This window comes from Chelatococcus asaccharovorans (assembly GCF_003201475.1).
In the GTDB taxonomy this organism is placed as follows: Bacteria; Pseudomonadota; Alphaproteobacteria; order Rhizobiales; family Beijerinckiaceae; genus Chelatococcus; species Chelatococcus asaccharovorans.
Window position 1 is genome coordinate 58,311 of sequence record NZ_QJJK01000007.1, and the last position, 23,566, is coordinate 81,876.

24 protein-coding genes are annotated in these 23,566 nt (G+C 65.0%); 19 read left to right on the forward strand and 5 right to left on the reverse strand.

Features of this window, described 5'->3' with window-relative positions:
- The first annotated feature begins 14 nt into the window (after positions 1–14).
- Together C7450_RS17040 and mobA are read left to right on the forward strand one after the other, a co-directional pair.
- Positions 15–623: a DUF2478 domain-containing protein gene (locus C7450_RS17040; protein ID WP_110375666.1), complete on the forward strand. Its 609-nt coding sequence runs from the start codon at positions 15–17 to the stop codon at positions 621–623.
- Positions 620–1,246 (forward strand): molybdenum cofactor guanylyltransferase MobA, encoded by a 627-nt coding sequence (gene mobA / locus C7450_RS17045; protein ID WP_110375667.1) that lies wholly within the window; start codon positions 620–622, stop codon positions 1,244–1,246. The genes C7450_RS17040 and mobA overlap by 4 nt, the downstream gene beginning before the upstream one ends.
- 32 nt (positions 1,247–1,278) lie before the next feature.
- Here mobA and C7450_RS17050 read toward each other — a convergent pair whose 3' ends face one another.
- Positions 1,279–1,509 (reverse strand): sulfurtransferase TusA family protein, encoded by a 231-nt coding sequence (locus C7450_RS17050; protein WP_110375668.1) that lies wholly within the window; start codon positions 1,507–1,509, stop codon positions 1,279–1,281.
- Between the two features lie 83 nt (positions 1,510–1,592).
- On the reverse strand, positions 1,593–2,333 hold the full coding sequence (locus C7450_RS17055; RefSeq protein ID WP_110375669.1) for a glycerophosphodiester phosphodiesterase family protein: 741 nt from the start codon (positions 2,331–2,333) through the stop codon (positions 1,593–1,595).
- Between the two features lie 149 nt (positions 2,334–2,482).
- Between C7450_RS17055 and C7450_RS17060 the strand changes: the two genes are divergently transcribed.
- The 7 genes from C7450_RS17060 to C7450_RS17090 all read left to right on the forward strand — a co-directional run bounded on the left by C7450_RS17060 (position 2,483) and on the right by C7450_RS17090 (position 9,483).
- Positions 2,483–3,322, forward strand: a complete 840-nt coding sequence (locus tag C7450_RS17060) for a MurR/RpiR family transcriptional regulator (RefSeq protein ID WP_170147282.1) — start codon at positions 2,483–2,485, stop codon at positions 3,320–3,322.
- A 75-nt stretch (positions 3,323–3,397) separates the two neighbouring features.
- Entirely contained in the window at positions 3,398–5,002 is a 1,605-nt protein-coding gene (locus tag C7450_RS17065) for an ABC transporter substrate-binding protein (RefSeq protein ID WP_170147283.1), read from the forward strand.
- A gap of 5 nt (positions 5,003–5,007) precedes the next feature.
- Positions 5,008–5,859, forward strand: a complete 852-nt coding sequence (locus C7450_RS17070; RefSeq protein ID WP_110375672.1) for an ATP-binding cassette domain-containing protein — start codon at positions 5,008–5,010, stop codon at positions 5,857–5,859.
- Positions 5,860–5,939: 80 nt separating this feature from the next.
- A complete protein-coding gene (locus C7450_RS17075) occupies positions 5,940–6,920 on the forward strand; it encodes an ABC transporter ATP-binding protein (protein WP_110375673.1) in 981 nt (326 codons plus the stop codon).
- Between the two features lie 13 nt (positions 6,921–6,933).
- A complete protein-coding gene (locus C7450_RS17080) occupies positions 6,934–7,656 on the forward strand; it encodes a glycerophosphodiester phosphodiesterase (protein WP_170147284.1) in 723 nt (240 codons plus the stop codon).
- A complete protein-coding gene (locus C7450_RS17085) occupies positions 7,656–8,588 on the forward strand; it encodes an ABC transporter permease (protein ID WP_110375675.1) in 933 nt (310 codons plus the stop codon). The genes C7450_RS17080 and C7450_RS17085 overlap by 1 nt, the downstream gene beginning before the upstream one ends.
- A gap of 13 nt (positions 8,589–8,601) precedes the next feature.
- Positions 8,602–9,483: an ABC transporter permease gene (locus C7450_RS17090; RefSeq protein ID WP_110375676.1), complete on the forward strand. Its 882-nt coding sequence runs from the start codon at positions 8,602–8,604 to the stop codon at positions 9,481–9,483.
- 88 nt (positions 9,484–9,571) lie between these two features.
- Here C7450_RS17090 and C7450_RS17095 read toward each other — a convergent pair whose 3' ends face one another.
- Positions 9,572–9,988 (reverse strand): hypothetical protein, encoded by a 417-nt coding sequence (locus tag C7450_RS17095; protein WP_110375677.1) that lies wholly within the window; start codon positions 9,986–9,988, stop codon positions 9,572–9,574.
- Between the two features lie 266 nt (positions 9,989–10,254).
- On the opposite strand from C7450_RS17095, the gene C7450_RS17100 reads away from it, so the two are divergent.
- Positions 10,255–10,920 carry a hypothetical protein gene (locus C7450_RS17100; protein ID WP_110375678.1) on the forward strand — a complete coding sequence of 222 codons (666 nt, stop codon included), beginning with the start codon at positions 10,255–10,257 and terminating at the stop codon, positions 10,918–10,920.
- 58 nt (positions 10,921–10,978) lie between these two features.
- Here C7450_RS17100 and C7450_RS17105 read toward each other — a convergent pair whose 3' ends face one another.
- Positions 10,979–11,968: a LacI family DNA-binding transcriptional regulator gene (locus C7450_RS17105; RefSeq protein WP_245449857.1), complete on the reverse strand. Its 990-nt coding sequence runs from the start codon at positions 11,966–11,968 to the stop codon at positions 10,979–10,981.
- 358 nt (positions 11,969–12,326) lie between these two features.
- Here C7450_RS17105 and C7450_RS17110 point away from each other — a divergent pair, with 358 nt between their 5' ends.
- The 9 genes from C7450_RS17110 to C7450_RS17150 all read left to right on the forward strand — a co-directional run bounded on the left by C7450_RS17110 (position 12,327) and on the right by C7450_RS17150 (position 22,378).
- Positions 12,327–13,076 (forward strand): SDR family oxidoreductase, encoded by a 750-nt coding sequence (locus tag C7450_RS17110; RefSeq protein WP_110375680.1) that lies wholly within the window; start codon positions 12,327–12,329, stop codon positions 13,074–13,076.
- Positions 13,077–13,319: 243 nt separating this feature from the next.
- On the forward strand, positions 13,320–14,528 hold the full coding sequence (locus tag C7450_RS17115) for a CaiB/BaiF CoA transferase family protein (protein ID WP_110375681.1): 1,209 nt from the start codon (positions 13,320–13,322) through the stop codon (positions 14,526–14,528).
- Entirely contained in the window at positions 14,528–15,676 is a 1,149-nt protein-coding gene (locus C7450_RS17120) for an ABC transporter substrate-binding protein (protein WP_170147285.1), read from the forward strand. The genes C7450_RS17115 and C7450_RS17120 overlap by 1 nt, the downstream gene beginning before the upstream one ends.
- Positions 15,677–15,902: 226 nt before the next feature.
- Entirely contained in the window at positions 15,903–16,673 is a 771-nt protein-coding gene (locus tag C7450_RS17125) for an enoyl-CoA hydratase/isomerase family protein (protein WP_110375683.1), read from the forward strand.
- Positions 16,674–16,770: 97 nt separating this feature from the next.
- Positions 16,771–18,015 carry an ABC transporter substrate-binding protein gene (locus C7450_RS17130; RefSeq protein WP_110375684.1) on the forward strand — a complete coding sequence of 415 codons (1,245 nt, stop codon included), beginning with the start codon at positions 16,771–16,773 and terminating at the stop codon, positions 18,013–18,015.
- A gap of 135 nt (positions 18,016–18,150) precedes the next feature.
- Positions 18,151–19,083 carry a carbohydrate ABC transporter permease gene (locus C7450_RS17135; RefSeq protein ID WP_110375685.1) on the forward strand — a complete coding sequence of 311 codons (933 nt, stop codon included), beginning with the start codon at positions 18,151–18,153 and terminating at the stop codon, positions 19,081–19,083.
- Between the two features lie 8 nt (positions 19,084–19,091).
- Complete coding sequence (locus C7450_RS17140; RefSeq protein ID WP_110375686.1) at positions 19,092–19,913, forward strand: carbohydrate ABC transporter permease; 822 nt, start codon at positions 19,092–19,094, stop codon at positions 19,911–19,913.
- 49 nt (positions 19,914–19,962) lie between these two features.
- A complete protein-coding gene (locus C7450_RS17145; RefSeq protein WP_110375687.1) occupies positions 19,963–21,150 on the forward strand; it encodes an ABC transporter ATP-binding protein in 1,188 nt (395 codons plus the stop codon).
- A gap of 280 nt (positions 21,151–21,430) precedes the next feature.
- Positions 21,431–22,378: a dihydrodipicolinate synthase family protein gene (locus C7450_RS17150; RefSeq protein ID WP_110375688.1), complete on the forward strand. Its 948-nt coding sequence runs from the start codon at positions 21,431–21,433 to the stop codon at positions 22,376–22,378.
- On the opposite strand, the gene C7450_RS17155 is transcribed toward C7450_RS17150, so the two are convergent.
- A complete protein-coding gene (locus C7450_RS17155; RefSeq protein WP_110375689.1) occupies positions 22,350–23,447 on the reverse strand; it encodes a class I SAM-dependent methyltransferase in 1,098 nt (365 codons plus the stop codon). The two genes, C7450_RS17150 and C7450_RS17155, sit on opposite strands and share 29 nt — an antisense overlap.
- Positions 23,448–23,566: the final 119 nt, after the last annotated feature.

Below are 23,566 nucleotides of genomic sequence, written 5' to 3' on the forward strand. Positions count from 1 at the left end.
GAGAATTGTCGGCAATGAATGAAGCGACGCGGGACGGCTTCCGGGTCGCGGCGATCGTCTATGACGCACGCGGCGCGGCGGATGAGATCCTCGCCGCGCTGGCATCGCGCCTGCGTGAACGGGGCGTCGCTATCGCGGGGCTCATCCAGCACAATCGCGGGGGCGGGCCGGCGCAGGAGCCTTCGCTGGAGCCGACACAGATGGTCGCGGAGGACCTGGCGAGCGGGCGTTTGATAGGCATCTCGCAGTCGCGCGGCGCGGCGGCCGCCGGTTGTCGCCTGGACAGCCAGGGGCTCGCGGAAGCGGCGGCACTGGCCGCGCAGTCCCTGCCGAAGGCCAGCTTCGCCATTCTCTCCAAATTCGGCAAGGCCGAAGTCGATGGTGGGGGGCTGCGCGCGGAATTCATCACGGCCTTGTCGCACGGCATTCCTCTGGTCACCTCCGTTCCGGCAAGCCGGCTAGCAGACTGGGAGGCTTTCCTCGGCAGTCCCTGGCACAATGCCGGCGATGTTCCGGCGGCAGCGGGCGCGCGCGCGGCTCTTGTCGAGGCGCTCCTGGCCTGGAGCCTTGATCAGGTCGAGCGCCCATCCGGCGCCTCGCTTCCCAGCGGCTCCACAGGATGATCCCGCCGACAACGCCCCCGACGGTGGGCCTTGTGCTGGCAGGTGGCGCGAGCCGCCGCATGGGCACCGACAAGGCAACGCTGGCGATTGCCGGCAAGCCCCTGGTCGCGCATGTCCTCAAGCGCCTCGTCCCGCAATGTGTCGAGGTCGCCATCAATGCCGGCAACGACACAAGGCCATTCGCAGGCCTCGGCCATCCCATCGTGCAAGACCCCATCCCGGGGCAGGCCGGGCCGCTTGCGGGCATCCTCGCGGGGCTCTCGTGGTGCGCGACCGCCCATCCCGACGTGGCGTGGATGGTGAGCAGTGCCGTCGACACGCCCTTCCTGCCGCGCGATCTGGTGGCCAGGCTGCATCATGAGCGTGCCGAGGCCGGCGCGGATCTCGCCTGTGCCGCTTCGGGAGGCCGCAGGCACCATACGGCGGCGCTGTGGCCGGTCGCGCTTGCGGCGGCCCTGTATGAGGCTGTGGCGACCGAAGGGATTCGCGCCGTGGCCGGTTTCACCGATCGCTATCGGATCGCCGTGGTTGAATGGCCGTCCGAACCGCTCGACCCGTTCTTCAACATCAATACGCCTGCCGATCGTGACGCGGCCGAGCGGCTTTCAGCCGGTGCCGGATAGGGGCCGTTTCGTTCCCGCGCCACGTGGGTTTTTCAGGTGGAAGTAGCGCGCTCGATGGTGAACACGAGCACGTTGTCCCGGCGCTCCTGCGACACCAGGCGATCGCCACGTTGTTGCAGGAGATGGGGAATGTCGATCGCGGCCATCGGATCGGTGCAGGACACCACGATCCGCGTGCCGGGATCAGCCGCCTGCAGGGCTTTGCGCGTATGCAGCACGGGCAGGGGGCATTTCAGGCCACGCAGGTCGAGTTCGATCGCCATTTCACAGAGTCCGGAGCGCGGGTTCCGCGTGCAAGCGCCTGTTGTCATCCATCGACGCTTGGTGCCGGAAGCGTCGCCGGCGGTCAAGCCTGTGGTCTGAGGGTGATCGCCAGATCCGGCCGGTCGGTGGTGAAAGCCGAGACGCCAGCGGCGAAGGCGCGGCTGATGGCCGCCTCGTCATGGGCCGCGAAGACACCGAAGCGCACGCCTTCCTCTTCACAGATCGCCAGATCGTCGTCCGCCATTTGGGAGACGCGCAGCGCGAGTTCGCCGATGCCGGCGGCGCGAACCTTGCGTGCGAGGGCACGGATGTCGCGGCCGTGGGTGGTGAAATACGATTCCTTGACGAGAAAGATCAGCGGCCGTCCGGGGGCAAGGCGCGCCAGTTCCACCAGCGTCTCGAGGTCGAAGGACGTAAAGGTCGTGCGGTCCAAAAGGCCGCGCGCGGAAAGCTCCGCCACCACCTCGCCTTCGAGACCGGGATAACGGCTTCCGTCGGCGCGGTTCTTCAGTTCGACGCGGAGCTTGAGCGGGCTCGGGCCGAGGATGTCGAGGACCTCACCGAGGGAAGGGATGGTCTCGCCGTCGGTGCCGATGAGGCGGACCCTGTTGAGTGTGTTCCACGCGAGATCGGCGATCGCGCCGTCACCCTCAGCCGTGCGGCCGAGAGTGGCGTCGTGGTGCACCAGGAGCACGCCGTCACTGCTGCGGTGAATGTCGAACTCGACGAATTCGACCGGCAGGCCGGACGACTGGCGAAAGGCGAGGCGGCTGTTCTCGGGCCAGCATTGCGCACCACCGCGGTGCGAGGCGATCTCTGTCATGGAATTCGGTTCCCGAGGCTATGGGCCAATCTCGATGTCACCCGCCCTATCACGGGTTTGTGCAAGTTTTATTGCGTTGCTGGATTGAGCGCAATAAAACTTGCATGGCGCGCGGCACTTCGTCTACCGTCATGATCAAGGGAGGGCGTATGAGCCTGACAGAGATCATCGCTGCGCAGCAGGGCAAGTTGTCGGAGGCAGACCGGCGGCTGGTCGATGTCCTGCTGGCCGACAAGGCCGCGGGCAGCTTTCTGCCGGCGCATCTGGTTGCACGCAAGGCCGGGGTCCATGCCTCGACGGCGGGCCGGCTCGCCCGCAAGCTCGGTTTTTCCTCCTATCGCGACATGCGCGGCGCATTGCAGGATACGATCCTGGCGGATCTCGACGCCTCGGTGCGCGTGCGTCGGCGTTTGAAGCGCGCGGAGGGCCACTCGCTGCTCGCCTCGGTGGTCGAGGGCGAGATCAGCGCATTGGCCGCGCTACCGTCTCAGGTGTCCGATGCCGATATCGTCCATGCGGCCGGGATGCTGCGCGATGCCGACAGTATTCTGGCCTTTGGAGAGGGGCATGCCAGCAGTCTCGCCGAGATTTTCGTGCGCAGGCTGGTGCGCTCCGGCTATGAGGCGCGCCATGTTGGCCACGCCGACTGGCAGGCTGCGGATGCGCTCTTGAGCCTGACCGCTGAGGACATTGTCGTCGCCTTCGTCTTCCGGCACGCGAGCCCCGGCGCGTCGCGGGTCGTGAACTATGCCAAGAGCGTGGGCGCGACCACGCTTCTCGTGACGGATCGCCACGCGGGCATGCCGGCCTGCGACACCAAGCTCGTCGCGGCCCGCGGCAACGAGGGCGAGTTCCATTCGCTCTCGGTGCCGATGGCGATCTGCAACACGCTGATCCTCGAATTGTCGCGGACGGATCACGGTCGCTCGCTCGCGAAGCTTGCGAAGGTCGATATGTTGCAGCGCATGTTCCGGGAAAGACCTGATTAAGCGTGCCGTGTAATCGGCGTCGCCCGCGTATTCAAAAAGCCTCGCGAGAGGGGCGATTGACTGGGAGGAATGAAGATGAACTCGAGGCTCTCCGTAACGACATCATGGGCTGCTCTTGCGGCTGTCCTCGTTGTGCTGCCAAGCCTGTCGGCGACGGCGGCCGACCGGCCCGACGTGACCGTCGCGGTCAATGAGCTGGCGCGCGCACTCGACCCCGGCGAGCGCACCGGCAATGTCGACGTGCGCGTCTATTACTCGATCTTCGATACGCTGATCCGGCGTGATTTCGCCCATCCGACGGCCGATGGCGGCGCGAAGCTCGTGCCGGGCCTGGCGGAGAGCTGGTCCTGGACCACGCCGACGACCTTCGACGTCAAGCTCAGGCAGGGTGTCAAATGCCACGACGGCAGCCCCTTCAACGCCAATGACGTACTGGCGACCTTCTCGCCGGACCGCCTATGGGGAGAAAAGCCCTACTATCCCGACGGCCGCGTTTACTTCGGAAATTTGACCGGCGTCGATAAGCTCGACGACTTTACGGTGCGATTTACTGTCGCCCAGCACGATCCGATCATGGCGCATCGTCTGTCGAGCTACATGTCCTTCGTCATTTGCGACGAGCCATGGAACGCCTTCAAGAAGGACGGCGTCGCGGCCAAGGTCTGGATGGACGAGGCCGCGAAGGCTCTGCGTTGGAAACCGGTCGGCACCGGTCCCTATAAGTTCTCCGAATATCAGAGAAACGATCGCATCAAGCTCGTCGCCTTTGATGAGTATTACGAGGGTGCCCCCGCCGCGAAGTCGATCACCTTCCGCTCTGTGCCCGAAGTCGCAGCGCGCGTCGCCGGGCTCGTTGCCGGGGATTTCGACATTGCCGTCGAGATCCCGCCGGATCAGTGGGAGAGCCTCAAGAAGTACAATGACATCGTGCTGAAGACCGAGCCGCTGGAAAACAGCCACGTACTTCAGTTCAACACGAACGATCCCGTGCTTGCGGACAAGAAGCTGCGCCATGCGATGAGCCTTGCCATCGACCGCAAGGCGCTGATCGACGCGCTGTGGAAGGGCGAGACCTACGCGCCGAACGGCCATCAGCTTCCGAGCTTCGGAGCGATGTATGTCAAGGACAACCCGGGCTACGACTACAACCCTGAACTTGCCAAGAAGCTCGTAGCTGAAAGTGGCTACAAGGGTCAGGAAATTTCCTACCGCCTGATTCCGAATTACTATCTCTATAATGTCGAGGCGGCGCAGATCATCCAGGAGATGTGGCGCGCCGTAGGCATCAATGCCCGGATCGATTTCGTCGAAAGCTTCAACGAGGTGCGCAAGCCCGGCGCCCAGGTCTTCGCCTGGTCGAACACCTACCGCGTCCCTGACCCGACGGGCTCGATCCTCGCGCTCTGGGGGCCCGACACCGAGAACCAGACGGGCTGGAAGTTCTACGGGGCGAGCGAGGCCTTCAACACCGCGGCGCGCGAGTTGCAGGCCGAAAGCGACGAGGCCAAGCGCAAGGCCATTTTCGCCAGGCTGCTGACGGCGTTCCAGGACGACATGCCGATGACCATGCTTTACAATCCGGTCACGGGCTATGCCATGAAGAAGACGATCAACTGGACACCCTATAGCCAGTATTACATGGACTTCCGCCCGTCGAACTTCTCGATCGCCGCGAAGTGACCGGCATGACCATTGCGGAACCGGGGGAGGGCAAGAACACCCTCCTCGCGGTCGAGGATCTGACCGTCGGCTTCCGCACGGCGCGGGGCTATGCCGACGTCCTCCACGCGGTCTCCTTCCGCGTGGAGCAAGGCCGCACCACCTGCGTCGTCGGCGAAAGCGGCAGCGGCAAGAGCGTGACCTGCCAGGCCATTCTCGGCCTTGTGCCGCGCAACGGCCGCCGTACCGGCGGGCGCATCCTGTTCGCGGGGATGGATCTTGCGGCGGCCGACGAGGCCACGCTGGAGCGCATCCGCGGGCGCGGCATCGGCATGGTCTTTCAGGATCCGCTGGGGTCGCTCAACCCGCTCCACACGGTCGGGGCGCAGCTGCGCGAGACCTTGCGCCTGCACACCGACCTTTCCGAACTCCAGCGCCAGAAGCGGGCGCTGGATCTTCTCGCCATGGTCGGTATCCCGGAACCGGAGCAGCGGCTTGCCTCCTATGTCCACCAGTTTTCCGGCGGCATGGCGCAGCGCATCATGATTGCGATGGCTTTGGCCTGCGAGCCGCAACTGCTCATCGCCGACGAGCCGACGACGGCCCTCGATGTCACGATCCAGGCGCAGATCCTGGACCTCCTGAACCGTCTCAAGGCCGAGCTTGGCATGGCGATCCTGTTCATCACCCACGACCTCGGCGTGGTCGCCGAAATGGCCGACACGGTGGTCGTGATGCGTCACGGGCGCGTGGTGGAGACGGGGCCGGCCGCGCGGGTGCTCAGCGCACCGGAGGCGCCCTATACGCAGACCCTGCTTGCCGCGATGCCGCGCCTCGATGTGGCCGCGCCGGTCTATCGCCAGCGGAGCGCCAGATGACGGACGCGCAAAGGCCACAGACGCAAGGGCCACAGATGCAAGGGCCAAAGACGCAAGGGACCGGCTCGCAAGAGCGGGAGATGCCTGACACCCTGCTCACGGTCACACATCTGCGCCGCCATTTCGGCGGCCGGCACGCGCTGTTGCGGCGGGAGCGCACCATTCGTGCCGTCGAGGATGTCTCGCTGACGTTGCGGGTGGGCGAGACGCTCGGCCTTGTCGGCGAATCCGGCTGCGGCAAGTCCACGACGGGGCGCATGATCGTCGGGCTCGAAACGCCGAGCGGCGGTACGATCACCTTCAAGGGTAGGGATCTGACGCGGCTGACGCCGAAGGACTGGCAACGCCAGCGGCGCGATGTGCAGATGATCTTCCAGAATCCGCAGTCGGCGCTTGATCCGCGCCTGACGATCGCCCGTCAGATCCGCGAGCCGCTCGATCTCCACGATATCGGCGCGCGTGCCGGTCGCGACGAGGAGGTGGCGAGGCTGATGCAGGCCGTCGCGCTGCCCGTCGAATTGGCGGATCGCTATCCTCACCAGATCAGCGGCGGGCAGGCGCAACGCGTGGTCATTGCCCGCGCGCTTGCCATGCGGCCGAGCCTGATCGTCTGTGACGAACCGGTGTCGGCGCTTGATGTGTCCGTGCAGGCGACCGTGACGGACCTGCTTCAGGACCTGCAGGAGCGACTGGATATCGCCTATCTCTTTATCTCCCACGACCTCAGGGTGGTGAAGAAGCTCTCGCACCGGGTCGCGGTGATGTATCTCGGCCAGATCGTCGAGGAGGGCTTGACCGATCCGCTCTATCGGCAGCCGCTGCACCCCTACACCATGGCCTTGCTGGCCGCCATTCCGGACCTGTCAGTGGCCAAGGGTGAACCAAGGGCGCGGCTCGTCGGCGATCCGCCGTCGCCCGCCAATCCGCCGTCCGGCTGCCATTTCCACACCCGCTGCCCCTATGCGCAGCCACGCTGCTCTGCGGAGAAGCCGGAGTTGCGCGCCGTCGATGACCGGCGTGTTCGCTGCCATTTCGCTGAAGACTTCAGGACCGCATCATGACCAGGCTCCCGTCGTGACCAGACCGCTCGCCATCGCGCATCGTGGCTATTCCGCGCGTTACCCCGAGAACACGCTTGAGGCCTATCGCGCCGCCATCGCGGCCGGCGCCGATATCGTCGAGACGGATGCCCGCCTTGCCGCCGACGGCGTCGTCGTCGCCTGCCATGACCCGACGTTGGCGCGTCTGGCAGGCCGCGACGATGCGGTCGCCGATCTCCCGAGCGACGTGCTCCTCGCCATGCCGCTTGCGCAGGGCGCGATCACGACCCTTGCGGAGGCTTTGGCGACGATCTGCCCGCAGCGGCCGGCGCTGATCGACGTGAAGACGCAGGATCTCGCCATCATCGATGCCATCGCCGCGACGGTGTCGCGCGCCGGGGCCGGTGATCGCGTCTGGATCGGCGTGCGTGATCATCGCCAGGCAACCGAGGCGAGCCGTCTCATTCCGGGCGTCAACATTCTCGCTTTCCTGCCGGAGAAAGCGGATGTCGAGGCCTTCGCACGCGCCGGTGCGCGCGCATTCCGCGTCTGGGAAGGGGATTTGGGGGGCGAAGAGGCCGAGCGCCTCCTCGCTAGGCGGCCGGTGTGGGTGACGGCGGGGGGCCCCCGCACCGGCCGTGACGCGGGCGACATCGACGGGGCAACCCTCTCAACAATCATCGCCAAGGCGCCACAGGCCGTGCTCGTCAACGATCCGACGCTGCTGACAGCACCGTCCGCCGCCGGAGCCACCTGATGCTCGGTCGTCACTACCTCACGAAAATCGTCCGCGGTCTCCTGACCATCTGGATCATCGTGACGTTCACCTTCATCGCGCTGAACCTCTCGGGAGACCCGGTCGATGCGCTGGTGGGAGACCAAGCCTCGCCCGAGGTCATCGCCCATTATCGCGAGAAGTTCGGTCTCGACCGGCCGCTATGGCAGCAATATCTCGCCTATCTCGGCAGTATCGCGCAGGGGGATTTCGGCCTGTCGCTGTCGGATCAGCAGCCGGCCGTATCGCTGATCGCCGCCGCCCTGCCGCATACGCTGCGGCTCGGCCTCCTCGCCTTTTCCGTCGGGCTCCTGCTCGGCATCGGTCTCGGCATCGTCGCTGCACTCAACCGCAACCGGCCGATCGACCGCTTCGTGATGAGCTTTGCCGTGCTCGGCTTCAGCCTGCCGAACTTCTTTCTCGGTATCCTGCTCATCCTCCTGTTCTCACTCCACTGGCGGCTCCTGCCGAGTTCCGGCGACGCCACCATCTGGCATCTCATCCTGCCGGCGGTCACCCTCGGCACCCATTTTGCCGGGACCTTCGCGCGCTTCACGCGTTCGGCGATGCTGGAGGTGCTCAACAAGCAATATGTCGTTGCCGCGCGCGCCAAGGGCGTGCCGCGCCCGCGCCGGGTGCTGTGGCATGCGCTGCCCAATGCCGCCATCCCGATCATCACCATCATTGGCCTGAAGCTCGGCGATCTCGTCGCCGGCTCGATCATCGTGGAGACCGTCTTCGCCGTTCCCGGCGTCGGGCGGCTCCTGGTCAATGCCGTGACCTCGCGTGACTTCGCGCTGGTGCAGGCCATCCTCATCATGGTGTCGATCACGATGATCCTGGCCAATCTCGCCGTCGACGTCATCTACACCCTCATCGACCCCCGCATGCGTGCGGCGCGGGCCGAGAGCTGAGGGGGAGGGCGATATGGCATTGTTCTGGCCAACGCGCCGCGGCGTTGAGACGCCCGTCAAGGCGGAGGCGCGCTATCCCGCGCTCGTCGTGGCCTCGCTCGTCTTCGTGGCGCTGATCGTCGTCGTCTTCCTGTTCGCCGACGTGCTCGCGCCCTATGACTACCGGACCCAGTCGCTCATCAATCGCCTGAAGCCGCCGGTTTTTCTCGGGGGCACCTGGGCCCACATGCTGGGGACCGATGAACTCGGGCGCGACGTCCTGAGCCGGTTGATCTATGCCATCCGCTTCAGCGTGCTGGTCGCGCTGGGTGGAACGACGATCGGCGCCGTCATCGGCACGCTGCTCGGCTTCCTCGCCGCGCATTTCCGCGGCTGGGTGGAGGAAGCCATCATGATGATGGCCGACGTGCAGGCTTCGCTGCCCTTCATGCTGATCGCACTGGCGCTGATCGCCCTCTTCGGCGGCAGCTTCGCGCTGTTCATCGTCATCATGGGCTTCTACGGCTGGGAGGTCTTCGCGCGCCTCACGCGCGGCGTCGTCATATCAGCCAACACCCAGGGCTTTGCCCTGGCCGTCGTGGCGCTCGGTGCGCCGCCTTGGCATGTCTATGCCAGGCATATCCTGCCCAACATCCTGAGTGTCCTGATCGTCCAGTTCACCCTGAACTTTCCGCAGGTGATCCTGCTTGAGACATCGCTGAGCTTCCTCGGGCTCGGTATCCGCCCGCCGCTGACGAGCCTCGGCCAGATGCTCGGCGCCGGCCGCGCCTATCTCATGACGGCGTGGTGGATCGCCATCCTGCCCGGCATGGCGATATTTCTGACGACGATGTCCATCTCGATCCTCGGCGACTGGATCCGTGATCGCCTCGACCCGACGCTGAAATCAGGCTGAAGATTCTCATGCCCAAGGGTGCACCGCCGCCGCTCGGTCTGGCCGTACATGAATAGCAAGGCCGGGAGCCGCGGCCCCTCAGCTTCATCTAGTCGATCGCCGACTGGACGATGTCGCACAGTCCCTTACGCACCACACTGTTGTCGGTGACCTGTCCGGCCTGGATTTCGAAGATTGCATCGACGCGCGTGCCGGAACCGCGCTTGCGTGCCACGACGCGCAAGGTCTGGATGCGGCCGGAGCCCGACGTCTCCTGGAACGCGTCGATCGCGCTCAGCGCCTTGTTGACCTTGACGCCGCGAAATCCCTCCGCCGCCACGCCCTGGGCGAGCCGGTTCAGGGCCACGTCGGCGCGCAGTTTGGGGAATTCCTGGAAGGTCTTGAAAGTCATTGCCGTCATCATCGGCACGCCGCTGACGCTGAAGTTCTGCGCGCATGTTTGCGCCTTGGCCCCCGCCACACTGGCCACAATGAATACCGCACTCACGATAAAGCGCTGCCGCATGCCAAGCCTCCCCGAGTCGCGCTGCCTATGTCCATAGTCCAGAAGAGGGATAACTTGGGTAGTCTCCCACCGAGAAACCCGGCCCTGCCGCATGCGGGGCGCGCGAATCCCGCCTTTGCCGCAGCAAGGCAAAGTCCAAGCTGGAATATCATCTGGAAGCAAGGCCTCGCACAAGAGAATGTGATGGGACCAGGACGATCGTTCTCCCGTTTAAATCGAGTTGCATGGCTCGGACGAAGATCGCGAGCGCGACGAGGGAGGGCGGTATGGGCTTTGTAATCAGAACATCGGCATTGGCTTGCGGGTTATTGGTCGGCGCATTGGGAGCCACTGCTCTAGCTCAGCAGGCGGATATGACGTTTTTCGTGACGAGTGCCGGCTCCGGCCAGGGCGCCAATCTGGGCGGCCTCGAAGGCGCGGACCGCCTGTGCCAGACGCTGGCCCAGGCCGTTGGCGCAGGGGCGAAGAGCTGGCGCGCTTATCTCTCGACCCAGGCCGCGAACGGCGCCACGGCCGTCAATGCCCGCGATCGCATTGGCCGGGGACCATGGCAGAACGTCAAGGGCGTTGTTGTAGCTAAGGATGTTGCTGACCTTCACGGCGCTGGCAACAACCTCACCAAGCAGACGGCCCTGACGGAAAAGGGCACGGTCGTGAACGGGCGCGGCGACACGCCCAACATCCACGACGTGCTCACGGGCTCCCAGCCGGATGGTACCGCCTTTCCCGCGGGCAACGACATGACATGCGGCAACTGGACGAAGGGCGGTGCCGACGGCGCGGCGATGGTCGGCCATCACGACCGCATGGGCCTCAACGAGGAGCCGCCGGCAAAGTCCTGGAACTCATCGCATCCCTCACGCGGCTGTAGCCAGGATGCCTTGAAGACGACCGGCGGGGCCGGCCTGTTCTATTGCTTCGCGGCCAATTGATCGCCGCGCCCTTCGTGGCAGACGATGGGAATGCCGCTCCGGCGTCATTCCACCGTCGTCATGAACTGTCGCGGACCAAGAGTTCAAAGCCGATGTCAATCACGCGTTCTGTGACGGGCTTGTTCTGCATCCTGGCGAGCAGCAGCTCGGCCGAGAGCATGCCGATCCTGCGGCTTGCAATGGCAACGGTCGTCAGGCTCGGCCGTAGATGTCCCGCGATATCGTAGTTGCCGAAGCCTGTGATGGCGAGATCGGCTGGAACCCGAACGCCCAGATCATTGCAGCGCAGCACGGCGCCGGAGGCAAGCACGTCGCTGGTGAAGACGATGGCGTCGGTCTCGGGATAGGTGGCGCGCACAAGGTCAAGTAACTCGGCGCCCGTCGCCATGATCATCGAGTTGCTGGCGACCGTCACCACCTGCGGTTCGACGCCGGGAAACCGTTCCCCGTGAGCGTCGAGGAAGCCCTTGCGGCGTTCCTTGGCGCGATCGTCGCCCGGCTTCATGACGCCGGCAAAGGTGAGCCGATGATAGCCGCGGTCGGCGAGGTGGTTCACCACCGTCTTCATGGCCGCGTGGTTGGAGAAGCCGACCACGAGGTCAATCGGCCGCGAGGTCAGGCCCCAGCTTTCGACGACGGGCACGCCGGCCCGCTTGAGAATATGCGTCGCGTCGCGGGTGTGCTGTGTGCCGATGATGAAGAAGCCGTCCGGCCGTCGGCCGCTGAGACTCCGGATGAGCGCTTCCTCCCGCGCGGCGACATAGTCGGTGTGGCCGAGGAAGACCTGGTAGCCTTCCGGCAGGAGGACGTCCGACAGCCCCTGGATCGTTTCGGCAAAGATCGAGGTTGATATGGCCGGAATGATCGCAGCGACGGTCATGCTCCGGTTGGATGCCAGATGGCTCGCCGCGAAATTCTGCACGTAATGCGTGTTGCGGACGGCCTCCTCGATGCGCTGCAACGTCTCGCCGCTGACGCTCGCCGGATCACGCAGAGCGCGGGAAACGGTCTGGGTCGAAACGCCTGCGGCCGCCGCGACATCAGCCATGGTCACGGCTGACGTGGCGGAGCGGCGACGCGGAGCCCTCGTTTTCGTCGGTACGCTCTCCCTGGGCATGGGGCGACAGTCTCTCCTCGATCACCATGGCATGGACGTCGTCGCCCACACTTTTACTAGACTTGATGCCCGCACCCGCGTTGCCGCGCAAGGCGCAGCTTTCCTGGTTCCGCGCCGGCCTCTTGCCAGGTGGGTTGGGGCAATTGCGTTAGCGCTAACATATTTTTCGCGAGTCGGCTTGCATCCATTTCGCGGAGTATGTTATCGCTCATGTTAGCGGTAACAAAATTGAGATGCAGGCGGAGCCCCGGGCGGGTTACCGGGCTGCGCGGGAACGGAAGCGCGGGTCATGAGCGGGCTGGTTGGCAAGATCGCCTGGATAACCGGAGGCGGAAGCGGTATCGGCGAGGCTGGTGCAAAGGTGCTCGCCGCGGCCGGTGCACATGTCATCGTCTCGGGCCGGCGTTCAGAGGCTTTGAACCATGTCGTGGAGCGCATTGTCGCGTCCGGCGGCACCGCCGAGGCGGCCGTCGTTGATGTGGCTGACGAGGCTCAGGTGCGCAGCGTCGCCGATAGCATCATCGCCAACCATGGCGGCATCGATATTCTCGTCGCCAGCGCCGGCGTCAATGTGCCCAATCGTTCCTTCTCGGCCCTCGATTCGGCAAGCTGGACGACGCTGATCGACGTCAATCTGAATGGGACGATGTATGCCATCCAGTCCGTGCTGCCCGGCATGCGCGCCCGGCGTGATGGGCTCGTCATCATCATATCGTCCTGGGTCGGGCGGCACCCCGCGCTTATGGGAGGCCCCGGCTATAACGCGTCAAAACAGGCACTGGTGACGCTCAGCCATTCGCTGAACATGGAAGAATGCGGCAACGGCATCCGTTCGAGTGTCATCATGCCGGGTGAGGTTGCAACGGAGCTCATCATGAAGCGCGCCGTGCCGCCGACGCCGGACGAACTGGAGCGCCTGCTCAAGCCTGACGACATCGGAGAGATGATCCGCGTGGTCGCCGAAATGCCGGCGCGGATCTGTGTGAATGAAATTGTCATCAGCCCAACCTGGAATCGCAGCTTCATCAAGGCGGGCTGATCACAGACAGGGCGGCTCGGCGCCGCTCTGACGGAAGCGATCCGGTCTGGTGGTTCGCTTCCACGAATACTTTGCCGATACCAGTTTCGCGGCCCACGACCGGCACGGCGTGGACGCCGGATGCTGTCGGCTGTCCTTGTCCATCATCCGCGTCCCCAAGGGCCGCGGAGACGGCAGATCTTTGCCCGCCGCGGTCTCTTGAGACGATCGTCGCCGCGACTGCACCACAGGATAAATCAGGTTATGACCAGCAAGCGTAACGTACTCAGCGGTTATCGCGTCCTTGACTGCTCGATCGCCATGGCCGGCCCCCTGGCGGCGCAGCGGCTGGGTGATCTTGGCGCCGATGTGGTGAAGGTTGAGCCGGTGACGGGCGAATGGCAGCGCCATGTCGCGGCGGGCGGGGCCGGCGGCAACCGCATCAACGTGTCGTTCCTCTCGCTCAATCGCAACAAACGCTCGCTGTCCGTGAACCTGAAGGACCCGGCGGGCAAGGCGCTGTTGCTTGATCTCGTTAAGACGGCGGACGTATTTCTTCAGAATTACCGTCCGGGTGTCGCGCAACGTCTTGGCGTCGACTATGAAACCCTGTCGGCGATCAATCCGCGCCTGGTCTACTGCTCCATGTCCGGCTATGGCGAGAGTGGGCCTTATACCAACCATCCCGGCCAGGACCTCATCCTCCAGGGGCTTTCCGGTGCCATGCTGTCGGCAGGCCGCGAGGGCGAGGCGCCGACACCCGCCGGGCAGTATCTCGTCGACGCGGTGACCGCCTACACGGCCTTCGAGGGCGTGCTCGCCGCGCTCCTCCACCGCGAGCGAACGGGGGAGGGGCAACTCGTCCAGGTCAACATGCTCGATGCCATCACGACCCTGCAGATGCAGGAATTATCGGTCTATACGGTGGCCGGCAAGCCGCAGAAGCGTTCCAGTGAGCCGCATGCCCATGTCTATATCCGCTCGCCTTATGGCGCCTTCGCGACGCGCGACGGCTTCATCATTCTCGCCTTTCCACCGCTGAAACGTCTCGGCGAACTGATCGGCGAGCCGTCCTTCCTCACCATGAACGACGAAGTCGACAGCTGGTCGCGTCGCGACGAGATCTTCGCGAAGACCCGCGCAAAGCTGACGGAGCGCACAAGTGCTGAATGGCTGGAGCTGTTCCGCGCCAACGACATCTGGTGCGGGCCGGTCTATGGCTACGAGGATTTGCTGAAGGATCCGCAGATCGCCCATAACGGCACCTTCGTCACTTACGATCATCCGACCGAGGGGCGTGTCACCACGCCCGGCTTCCCGATCAAATTCTCGAAGACCCCGTCCAGCGTCGAACGCGGCGCGCCGCTCGCAGGAGAGCATACGCGCGAGGTGCTGGCGGAAGCGGGCTATGCCCCGGACAAGATCGACGCACTGCTGGCCTCCGGCGTCGTCGGCGAGGCGGAGACGGCGTGATGCGCTATCGTGCCCTCACATGGGATCATCCCCGCGGTTACAACGCCCTTGCCGCGGCTGCGGGCCGGCTCGACGCGCGCCGGGATGGCCTCGCCATCGACTGGGACAAGCAACCGCTGGAGGGCTTCGAGGCGCATCCCATCGAGGATCTCTGCGCGCGCTACGATCTCGTGGTGATGGACCATCCCCATGTCGGCGAGGCGGTGGCGCGCGGCTGCCTGCGCGCGCTCGAAGATGTCTTTCCGGAGGAAGATATCGCCGCCTGGGGGCGCGACAGCATCGGCCCGAGCCTCGCCAGCTACCGTTTCGGCGGCGTACATTGGGCGCTGCCGCTCGATGCCGCGACGCAGGTGATGGCGCTGCGCGCCGATCTTCTCGATGAGGCGCCCCCTCGGACCTGGCAGGATGTTCTCGATCTCTCCCGGCGCAAGCCGGTGGTGCTGTCGCTCGCCGGCCCCCATGCCTGCCTCAGCTTCCTGTCGATCGCCGCAGCGCTCGGGGAGCCGCCCGCCGTCGCGGATGCCGATGTCCTCATATCCGAGACAGTCGGCCTCGCGGTGCTCGCCATCATGGCCGAGCTCGATGGCCGGATGCCGGAGGCAACGCGCGCGAAGAACCCGATCGGCATCCTGGAATACATGGCGCGCCACGCCGATGTGGCGCTCTGCCCGCTCGTCTATGGCTATGTGAACTACGCAGCACCCCGGGAAGGGCAGGGCCTGCCCATCACCTTCGCCAATGCCCCGCGCGGGGAGGCGGGTGGGCACCCCGGCTCGACGCTGGGCGGCACCGGCATCGGGCTGTCGACGCGCTGCGAGATCACCCCGCAGCTGCTCGATCATCTGCGCTGGCTGCTGGGTGCGGAGACGCAGCGCCGCTTCATTCCCGATCATGACGGCCAGCCGAGCCGGCGCGCGGCCTGGCATGACGCCGGCGTCAACGCGCGCTGGGGCGGATTCTACGCCCATACGGCCGAGACGCTGGAGGCGGCCTATGTCCGCCCGCGCCACGACGGCTACATCGCCTTTCAGACGGATGCCGCGGCGATGCTGCGCGACGCCCTCGCCACGCGCAGTTCGCATCGTGAGGTCCTTGCCCGTCTCCAGGATCGATATGCCGAGAGCCGCCGCAGCGGCGGCGAGCGTTAGAGCATGCTGATTTTATACGGAACCACCGTGTCATTCCGGGGCGGGCCGAAAGGCCCGAGCCCGGAACCCATGAACACTACGCTTAACCGGGGAGGCACAGTCCGATGCGCCTTGTTCTCAGACGTCGTGTTCATGGGTTCCGGGCTCCTCGCTGACGCGAGGCCCCGGAATGACCGGCGGGATTCCATCCAAACACAGCATACTCCAGACTTTGCAGGAGCTTGAGATGACAGAAGAAATCGGCTTCACGATCGAGGGCTTCGTTGCCACGATCACCCTGAACCGCCCGGCCAAGCTCAATGCCGTCACGCCGGAAATGGCCTCGGCCCTCGTGGCCGCCGTCAAGCGCTGCAACGAGGACGATGCCATCCGCTGCGTGGTGCTGACCGGCGCTGGTCCAAAGTCGTTCTCCTGCGGCTCGGATATCCGTGAGCTCGATCGCTACGACACCGCCTGGAACTTCCGCAACCGCGAGGACTATTGCGACGCCATCCGCAATCTGCGCAAGCCGTCGATCGCCGCGGTGAACGGCTACGCCTTCGGCGGCGGGCTCGAGACCGCGATGAGCTGCGACATCCGTATCGCCTCCGACAATGCGCAGTTCGGCGCGCCGGAGATCAAGCTCGGCTGGATCGGCGGTGGCGGCGTGGCGGCCTTCCTGTCGCACAGCATCGGTTCGTCCAACGCGGCGATGATGATCCTGACCGGCGATCCGATCGATGCCGCCAAGGCTCTCGCCTGGGGGCTCGTCAGCGAAGTCGTGCCACAGGACGCCTTGCTCGCACGCGCTCAGGAATTGGCGGCGATCATCGCCAGCCGGGCGCCGGTCGCGGCCGAGACCGCGAAGATGAATCTGGCGGCCGCGCATGCGTTGCCGATCACGCAGGCCATCGCCTATGAACGCGATCTCCAGACCATCTGCTTCGCCACGGAGGATGCCACCGAGGGGCGCGCGGCCTTCAAGGAAAAGCGCCCGCCGGTCTTCCGGCGCAAGTAGGGGGATGTCGCCACCGGCATGGGGACATTCATAACAATAATATGTCGCACTGACCGTTCTATTTCACACTAGAAGAACATCTCGGGAGATGACGTCGATGAACATGCGCAAATTATTGTCTGGGTCTTTTGCGACAGCGGTCGCGGGGACGATGCTTTTTGCTGCGACGGGTGCCTCTGCGCAGTCGGGAAAGACCGTGGTCACCTTCGCGGCCTCGCATTTCGCGGAAGTCGGCCGCGGCGACAGGCTGAAGGCCTGGGTCGAGAAGTTCAACGCGGCGAACCCGGACATCGAGGTCAAGCCGGTCACCATTCCCTTCTCGTCCTTCGCCTCCACCATCTTCACCCAGCTCGGCGGCAAGGGCGGCCCGGATCTCATCCGCTTCGACCTGCCGGAGTTCTATGCGGCGGCCGCCTCCAATTCCGTGCTCCCCTGGGATGGCGTGATCAATGACGCCGACTATAAATTCACCAGCGCCGACAAGTATCTGAAGATCAACGGCAAGCGCTATGGCGTGGCCTTCGATACCGCCAATTACGCGATGATTTACAATGCGGCGCTGCTTCCGGACGGCAAGCCGCCGAAGACCTTCGACGAGTTCCTGACCGCCGCCAAGGCGGCGACGAAGGACGGCAACTACGGCTTCGCCTATCGCGCCACAATGGCCGAGCGCGGCGGCGCCTGGTACGATGTGACCAACTTCGTCTACGGCTTCGGCGGCCGCTGGTCGAAGCCCGATGGCACGCCGACCTTCAACAGCCCGGAGGTCGTTGCGGGTATCGCCGCCTACAAGCAGGTCTATGACGCCGGCATCACCCCGAAGGGCACCGATGCGGCCACCTATCGTCGCATGTTCTGGGAAGGCAAGATCGCGACCGTCGTCGACAACGGCGGCGTGGCGACGATCCTGACCTCGCAGGGCAAGGCGCATCCCATCAGCGCCGCCCACTCGCCCTTCCCGCATCGCGAGCAGGGGATGATCCTTGCCCCGATCACCATCAACGCCAATACGAAGGTGAAGGATGCCGCAGCCAAGTTCCTGCGGTGGATGCTGGAGCCCAAGAACCAGCAGGAGTTGCAGACCCTGCTCGGGGCGGTCAATGTCGCGACGATCGTCGAGCGCACGCCCGAGGAACTCAAGGCCATGCCCTGGCTGAAGGCCTATGACGAGCAGACACCTTACAGCGTCCCCGCCTTGCCGCAGGGCCTCGAGGTGAAGTCGCCGGAGATCCAGCAGATCGTCGTGCAGCAGCTCCTCAAGGTTCTGCAGGGCGGCGTCGCGCCCCAGGTGGCCATGGATGAGGCGCAGCGCCTGGTGCAGACGCGCGTCCTCGGCCAGTAAGCTCCGATCGGATCGACGTCGGCCTTCGCGGATCAGCGCAGGCCGCTTCGGTTCATCGCCGATGACATTTGTTCTGGATGGCGGCGGCGCCTTGAGCGCGGCCGCCTCTCACCATCCCGCAGCCGGATTTGCGCCATGACCAGACCGCCCTCGCACGATACGGCGATAGCCGCCCGCAAAACGGATCCGAGCCGATGGCTGCCGATGGTCTTCATCGCGCCTGTGACGCTGTATCTCTTGGCTTTCCAGTTCTACCCGCTCGTGCAGCAGTTCTTCCTGAGCGTGACCTCGACGTCGCTGCTCAATCCCGGCAGCAGCACCTTCGTGGGGGCCGACAACTACCGGGAATTGCTCACGGATCCGGAATTCGCACAGTCATTGCGGGTGACTGTCGTCTACACCGTGGTCTGCGTCGTGGGATCCATTTTCCTCGGCCTGATGGCGGCGCTTCTGCTCGATCGGCCGTTCCGCGGGCGCGGTCTGGCGCGCGCCTTGGTGACGGTCCCCTGGGCTGCGCCGCCCGTCGCGGCCGCACTGATCTTCACCTGGATGTATAACGCGCAATATGGCCTCTTCAGCCGGCTGTCGCAGTTCCTCGGTTTCTCCGCGGGAGGCGTGAACTGGCTGGATGAGCCGTCCATGGCGTTGCCGGCGATCCTGATCACCACGCTCTGGCAGATCTTTCCCTTCTCGGCCGTGGTCATCCTCGCCGCGCTTCAGGGCGTTCCATCGGAACTGCGCGAGGCCGCCGTCATCGATGGCGCCGATCGCTTCAGCGTCTTCAAGGCGGTGGTCTGGCCGACGATCCGCCCCACCGTCACCCTGCTCACGCTGCTCATCACGGTCTGGTCGCTGCGGCGCTTCGACGTGATCTGGCTGATGACGCAAGGCGGTCCGCTTGGCGAGACCAACACCCTCGTCATCGATCTCTACCGGCGCGCCTTCGTCTATCTCGATCTCGGCAAGGCTGCGGCGGTCGGCGTGATCGGCCTCGTCATCGCGGTTCTCGTGACCGTCATCTATTTCTGGGTTTCGCAGCGCACCGAAGCTGCGACCGGCAAGCGGTGAGCACCAGCATGGCGCGTTTCCATCCCTTCCATGCCGCTGCGGTCCTTGCGGTTCTTGGCGTCGCCGTCTTCCCGCTGTACTGGATGTTCGTCACCTCGCTGACGCCGTCCGACCAGCTCTTCGCCGACCGGCCGCAGCTGCTGCCGTCGCTTGCGCAACTGCCCACCTATATCGAGGCCTGGAGCGGCACGTCGCTCCGGCACTGGCTGTTCAACAGCATCATCGTCGCCGTGGGCACAACGGCGCTCAGCATCGTCCTCGCCATCCTGCCGGCCTATGCGCTCTCGCGCATGGATTTCAGGGGCAAGCTTCTGTTCGGCTTCGCGCTGTTCCTGACGCAGATGCTGCCGGAAGCGATGCTGGTGGTGCCGCTCTACGACATCTTCACCAAGCTCTCCCTGCTCAACACCCTGCTCGGGTTGATCCTGGCCAATGCCGCCTTCACTGTGCCGGTCGTCACCTGGATCCTGAAGGGCGCGATCGACGCGGTTCCCTACGAGATCGAGGAGGCGGCGCGCATCGACGGCTGCTCGCGCATCGGCATCGTCCTTGCCGTCGTTGTCCCCCTGATCGCGCCGACGCTGGCGGCTGCCGCCGTCATCGCCTTCTTCCACGGCTGGAACGAATATGTCTTCGCGCAGACCTTCATCAGCGACGACCAGTGGCGCACGGCCTCCGTCGGCCTCGCGAGCTTCATCGGCGAGCTCAGCACGCCGGTTCATACGGTGATGGCGGTGGGCTTCATCTACACGGTTCCCGCCGTTGTCTTCTATCTCTTCGTCCAGCGCTACGTGGTTGCCGGCATGACGTCCGGTGGTGTCAAGGGATGATCGACACCGTGACAATCACGAACGGGCCGTATTCTCCAAGGGGACGCGCATGTCGCTCAAGTTGAACAACGTCACCAAGTCCTTTCAGGACGTAAAGGTGATCGACGGGGTCGATATCGAGGTCGGCGACAACGAATTTCTCGTCCTGCTGGGGCCTTCAGGCTGCGGAAAATCCACGATCCTGCGGATGATCGCCGGGCTCGAGACGGTCAGCGGCGGCAGTATTCATCTGGGCGGGCGGCGTGTCGATGAATTGCCGCCGAGCGAGCGCGACATGGCCTTCGTGTTCCAGTCCTATGCGCTTTATCCGCATATGACGGTGCGCCGGAACATCGCCTTTCCGCTGATCATGCGGCAGTTTCGCTGGTGGTATCACCTGCCGGTCGTCGGCGGATACTTCAAGCGCCGCATCGAGAACTCATCGGACGTGCGCGAAAAGGTCGAGCGTACGGCCGATATGCTGGCCCTGACCAAGATGCTCGATCGCTATCCGCGCACCTTGTCGGGTGGACAGCGGCAGCGCGTGGCGTTGGGGCGCGCGATGGTGCGCCAGCCGTCGGCCTTCCTCATGGATGAGCCGTTGTCGAACCTCGACGCCAAGCTGCGCACCGCCATGCGTGCCGAAATCACCCAGCTCCATCGCGATGTCGGTGGCAATTTCGTCTATGTCACGCACGACCAGATCGAGGCGATGACCATGGGCACGCGCATCGCCCTTTTGCGCGACGGCAAGCTGCAGCAGTTCGGCACCCCGCGCGAGATCTACGAGCGCCCGGCCAATACCTATGTCGCGCGTTTCATCGGCACGCCGCCGATGAACCTGATCGAGGCTGTCGTCGAGGGGTGGGCGATCCGGATCGGTGCGGCGCTTCTGCCCGTGCCGGAGAGCGCGGAATTGCCCGCCGGCAACGGCACCAGGGTCTGGTTGGGCGTGCGCCCGGGAACGCTGAAGCTCAAGGCGGGCGCCGCGCCGGCCGACAGCGCTTCCCTGACGGGGCGGGTCGCGCTGATCGAGCATATCGGCGCCGAGTCGCTGGTGTCGGTCGCGCTCGATGGCGTTCAGACCGCCCATGACGACGAGGGCCGCCACGGCGACAAGGTCATGGCAGCCCTTCCGGGCTACACGGACCTTGGCCTCGGCGACGTGGTGACCGTGACCTGTGATCTGAGCGATTTCTCGCTTTTCGCCCATGACAGCGGCCGCCGCGTGGGCGGTTCGCGGGCGGCGAAGCACTAGATTCAACCGACAGTCAGCGTTCTCCGCTGTCATGGCCGGGCTTGTCCCGGCCATCCCGATGAATGGAGGTGTCTTTCGGGTCGGGATCACCGGGACAAGCCCGGTGATGACGATGGCATTTTGGGCAGTTCTTGAATGTCGCTTGGCCCTAATCCTTCCGATTTCCTCCCTGTCTTCCGGCGGCCGCGCTCTGCATGGCCGCCTTTTTTTGGCGAGACGTCTTGCGGTTCCTGCGATTGCTGGCTTTGTGTATCGAGCAAGACTAAGAGGAGACATCGCCATGGCACTCGAGGCGTCCGCAAAGGGGCTCTTTCCCATAGCACCGACCCCGTTCACTCCCGACGGGGCGATCGATTTTGATTCGATCGACAGGCTGACGGATTTCTACGGGGAATGCGGCAGCACGGGCATGACCGTCCTTGGCGTCATGGGCGAGGCGCCCAAGCTCGATGGGGCCGAAGCGCTCGACGTCGCCAGGCGCTATATCAAGCGCGCGCCGCAACTGCCGGTGATCGTCGGCGTGTCCGCGCCGGGCTTTGCGGCCATGCGCAGGCTGAGCATGGCGGCGATGGACGCGGGCGCGGCCGGCGTCATGATCGCCCCGCCCAACACGCTGCGCACGGACGACCAGATCGTCACCTACTACCGGCAGGCGGTCGAGGCGATCGGCGCGGACATTCCCTTCTGCATCCAGGACTTTCCGCTGACCTTCACGGTCGTCATGACGCCCGGCGTGATCCGCCGGATCATCACGGACAACCCGTCCTGCGTGATGCTGAAGCACGAGGATTGGCCAGGCCTCGAGAAGATCTCGACACTGCGCAAGTGGGAAGCCGAGGGTTCGCTGCGCCATGTCTCCATCCTCTGCGGCAACGGCGGCCTGTTCCTCGACTTCGAGACGGAGCGCGGGGCCGACGGCGCCATGACCGGCTACGCCTTCCCGGACATGCTGGCCGATCTCGTACGCCTCGCGGCGGCCGGTGAGCGCGACGCGGCGCATGATCTCTTCGATGCGCATCTGCCGCTCCTGCGCTACGAGCAGCAGCAGGGCATAGGCCTTGCCGTCCGCAAATATGTGATGGCGCGCCGTGGCTTGATCGCCTCCGACGCCCAGCGCGCACCCGCGGGCGGCCTGTCCGCCACGGCCAAGGCGGAGGTCGAGTATCTGCTGGCGCGTCTCGCCACCAAGGACAAGCGCGCTACAGCCGCGCGTCGAACACCATGTTGAACGGCGTGTCCACCGCGACCTTCACGTGGTTGAAGCCGCCCTCTCTCATTACGTCACCCAGGCGCTTCCTGCCGGCCTGGGCGCCGAGCGCAAGCCCGACGTCCTGGGACATGGAGGCGGGGGTGCAGATCATGGTTGAGGCCGCATAGAAAATCCGGCCAACGGGGTTGAGGTTATCGGCAACACTGTCCGCCGCCTGCGGCTCCACGACCATCCAGACGCCGTCCCGCTTGAGCTCTTCCTTGACGTGGGCGGCCGCGCCGGCCGGATCTCCCATGTCATGGAGGCAATCGAAGAAGCAGACGAGATCGTACGGCCCGCCTGTGAAGTCCTTCGCCGTGGCGCGTTCGAAATGGACGCGATCCGCCAGGCCGGCATCCGCTGCCGCCTCCCTCGCGGCGAGAATGGACGGCATGTGATAGTCGAAACCGAAGAACTGCGATTTCGGAAAGGCTTGTGCCATGATCAGGGTCGAGGCCCCATGGCCGCAGCCGACGTCGGCCACACGCGCGCCGGCTTCAAGCCGCGCCACCACGCCGTCCAGGCTCGGTAGCCATTCCGACACGAGATGGGCCTTGTATCCTGTCTTGAAAAAGCGCTCCGTGCCGCGGAACAGGCAGGTATGATGCTCGTGCCAGCCGAGCCCGCGGCCCGTCTTGAAAGCCTCTCGCACACGCGGCTCGTCGCGGTAGCCGGCGGCGACGATGTCATAGGCGCTCGCCAGGAATGCCGGCCCGTCTTCGTCGGCGAAGATCATGGCCTGTTCCGGATCGAGCGTATAGGTTCCGGCGACCGGATCGAAATTCACGTAGCCTGCGGCGGCCTGGGCCGCGAGCCACTCCTGCACCATCCGGGCATTGGTGGCGGTGAGCTGCGCCAGTTCATAGGGATTGACCGGTCCGGCCTCGGCCATCGCCCGATAGAGCCCGAGTTCGTCGCCGATCATGACCAGCGAACCGGTCATCGCGGCGCCGACATCGCCGAGCATCTTGTCGACGAACGCTTGCAGCTTGGTGCTGTCGATCTCACGCGAGATTGGTTGTCTTGAACTGCTCTGCCTTGCCTCCATCAGAACCTCCCGTGTCTGGGGCGGAGACTGACATCAGAAGGCGCCCGACCTGGAGTTGCGTCAAGCGTGAGCAAGGCAATCGCGGCCACAGGGGGCGTCTTGGAACGCCGATGCCGAAC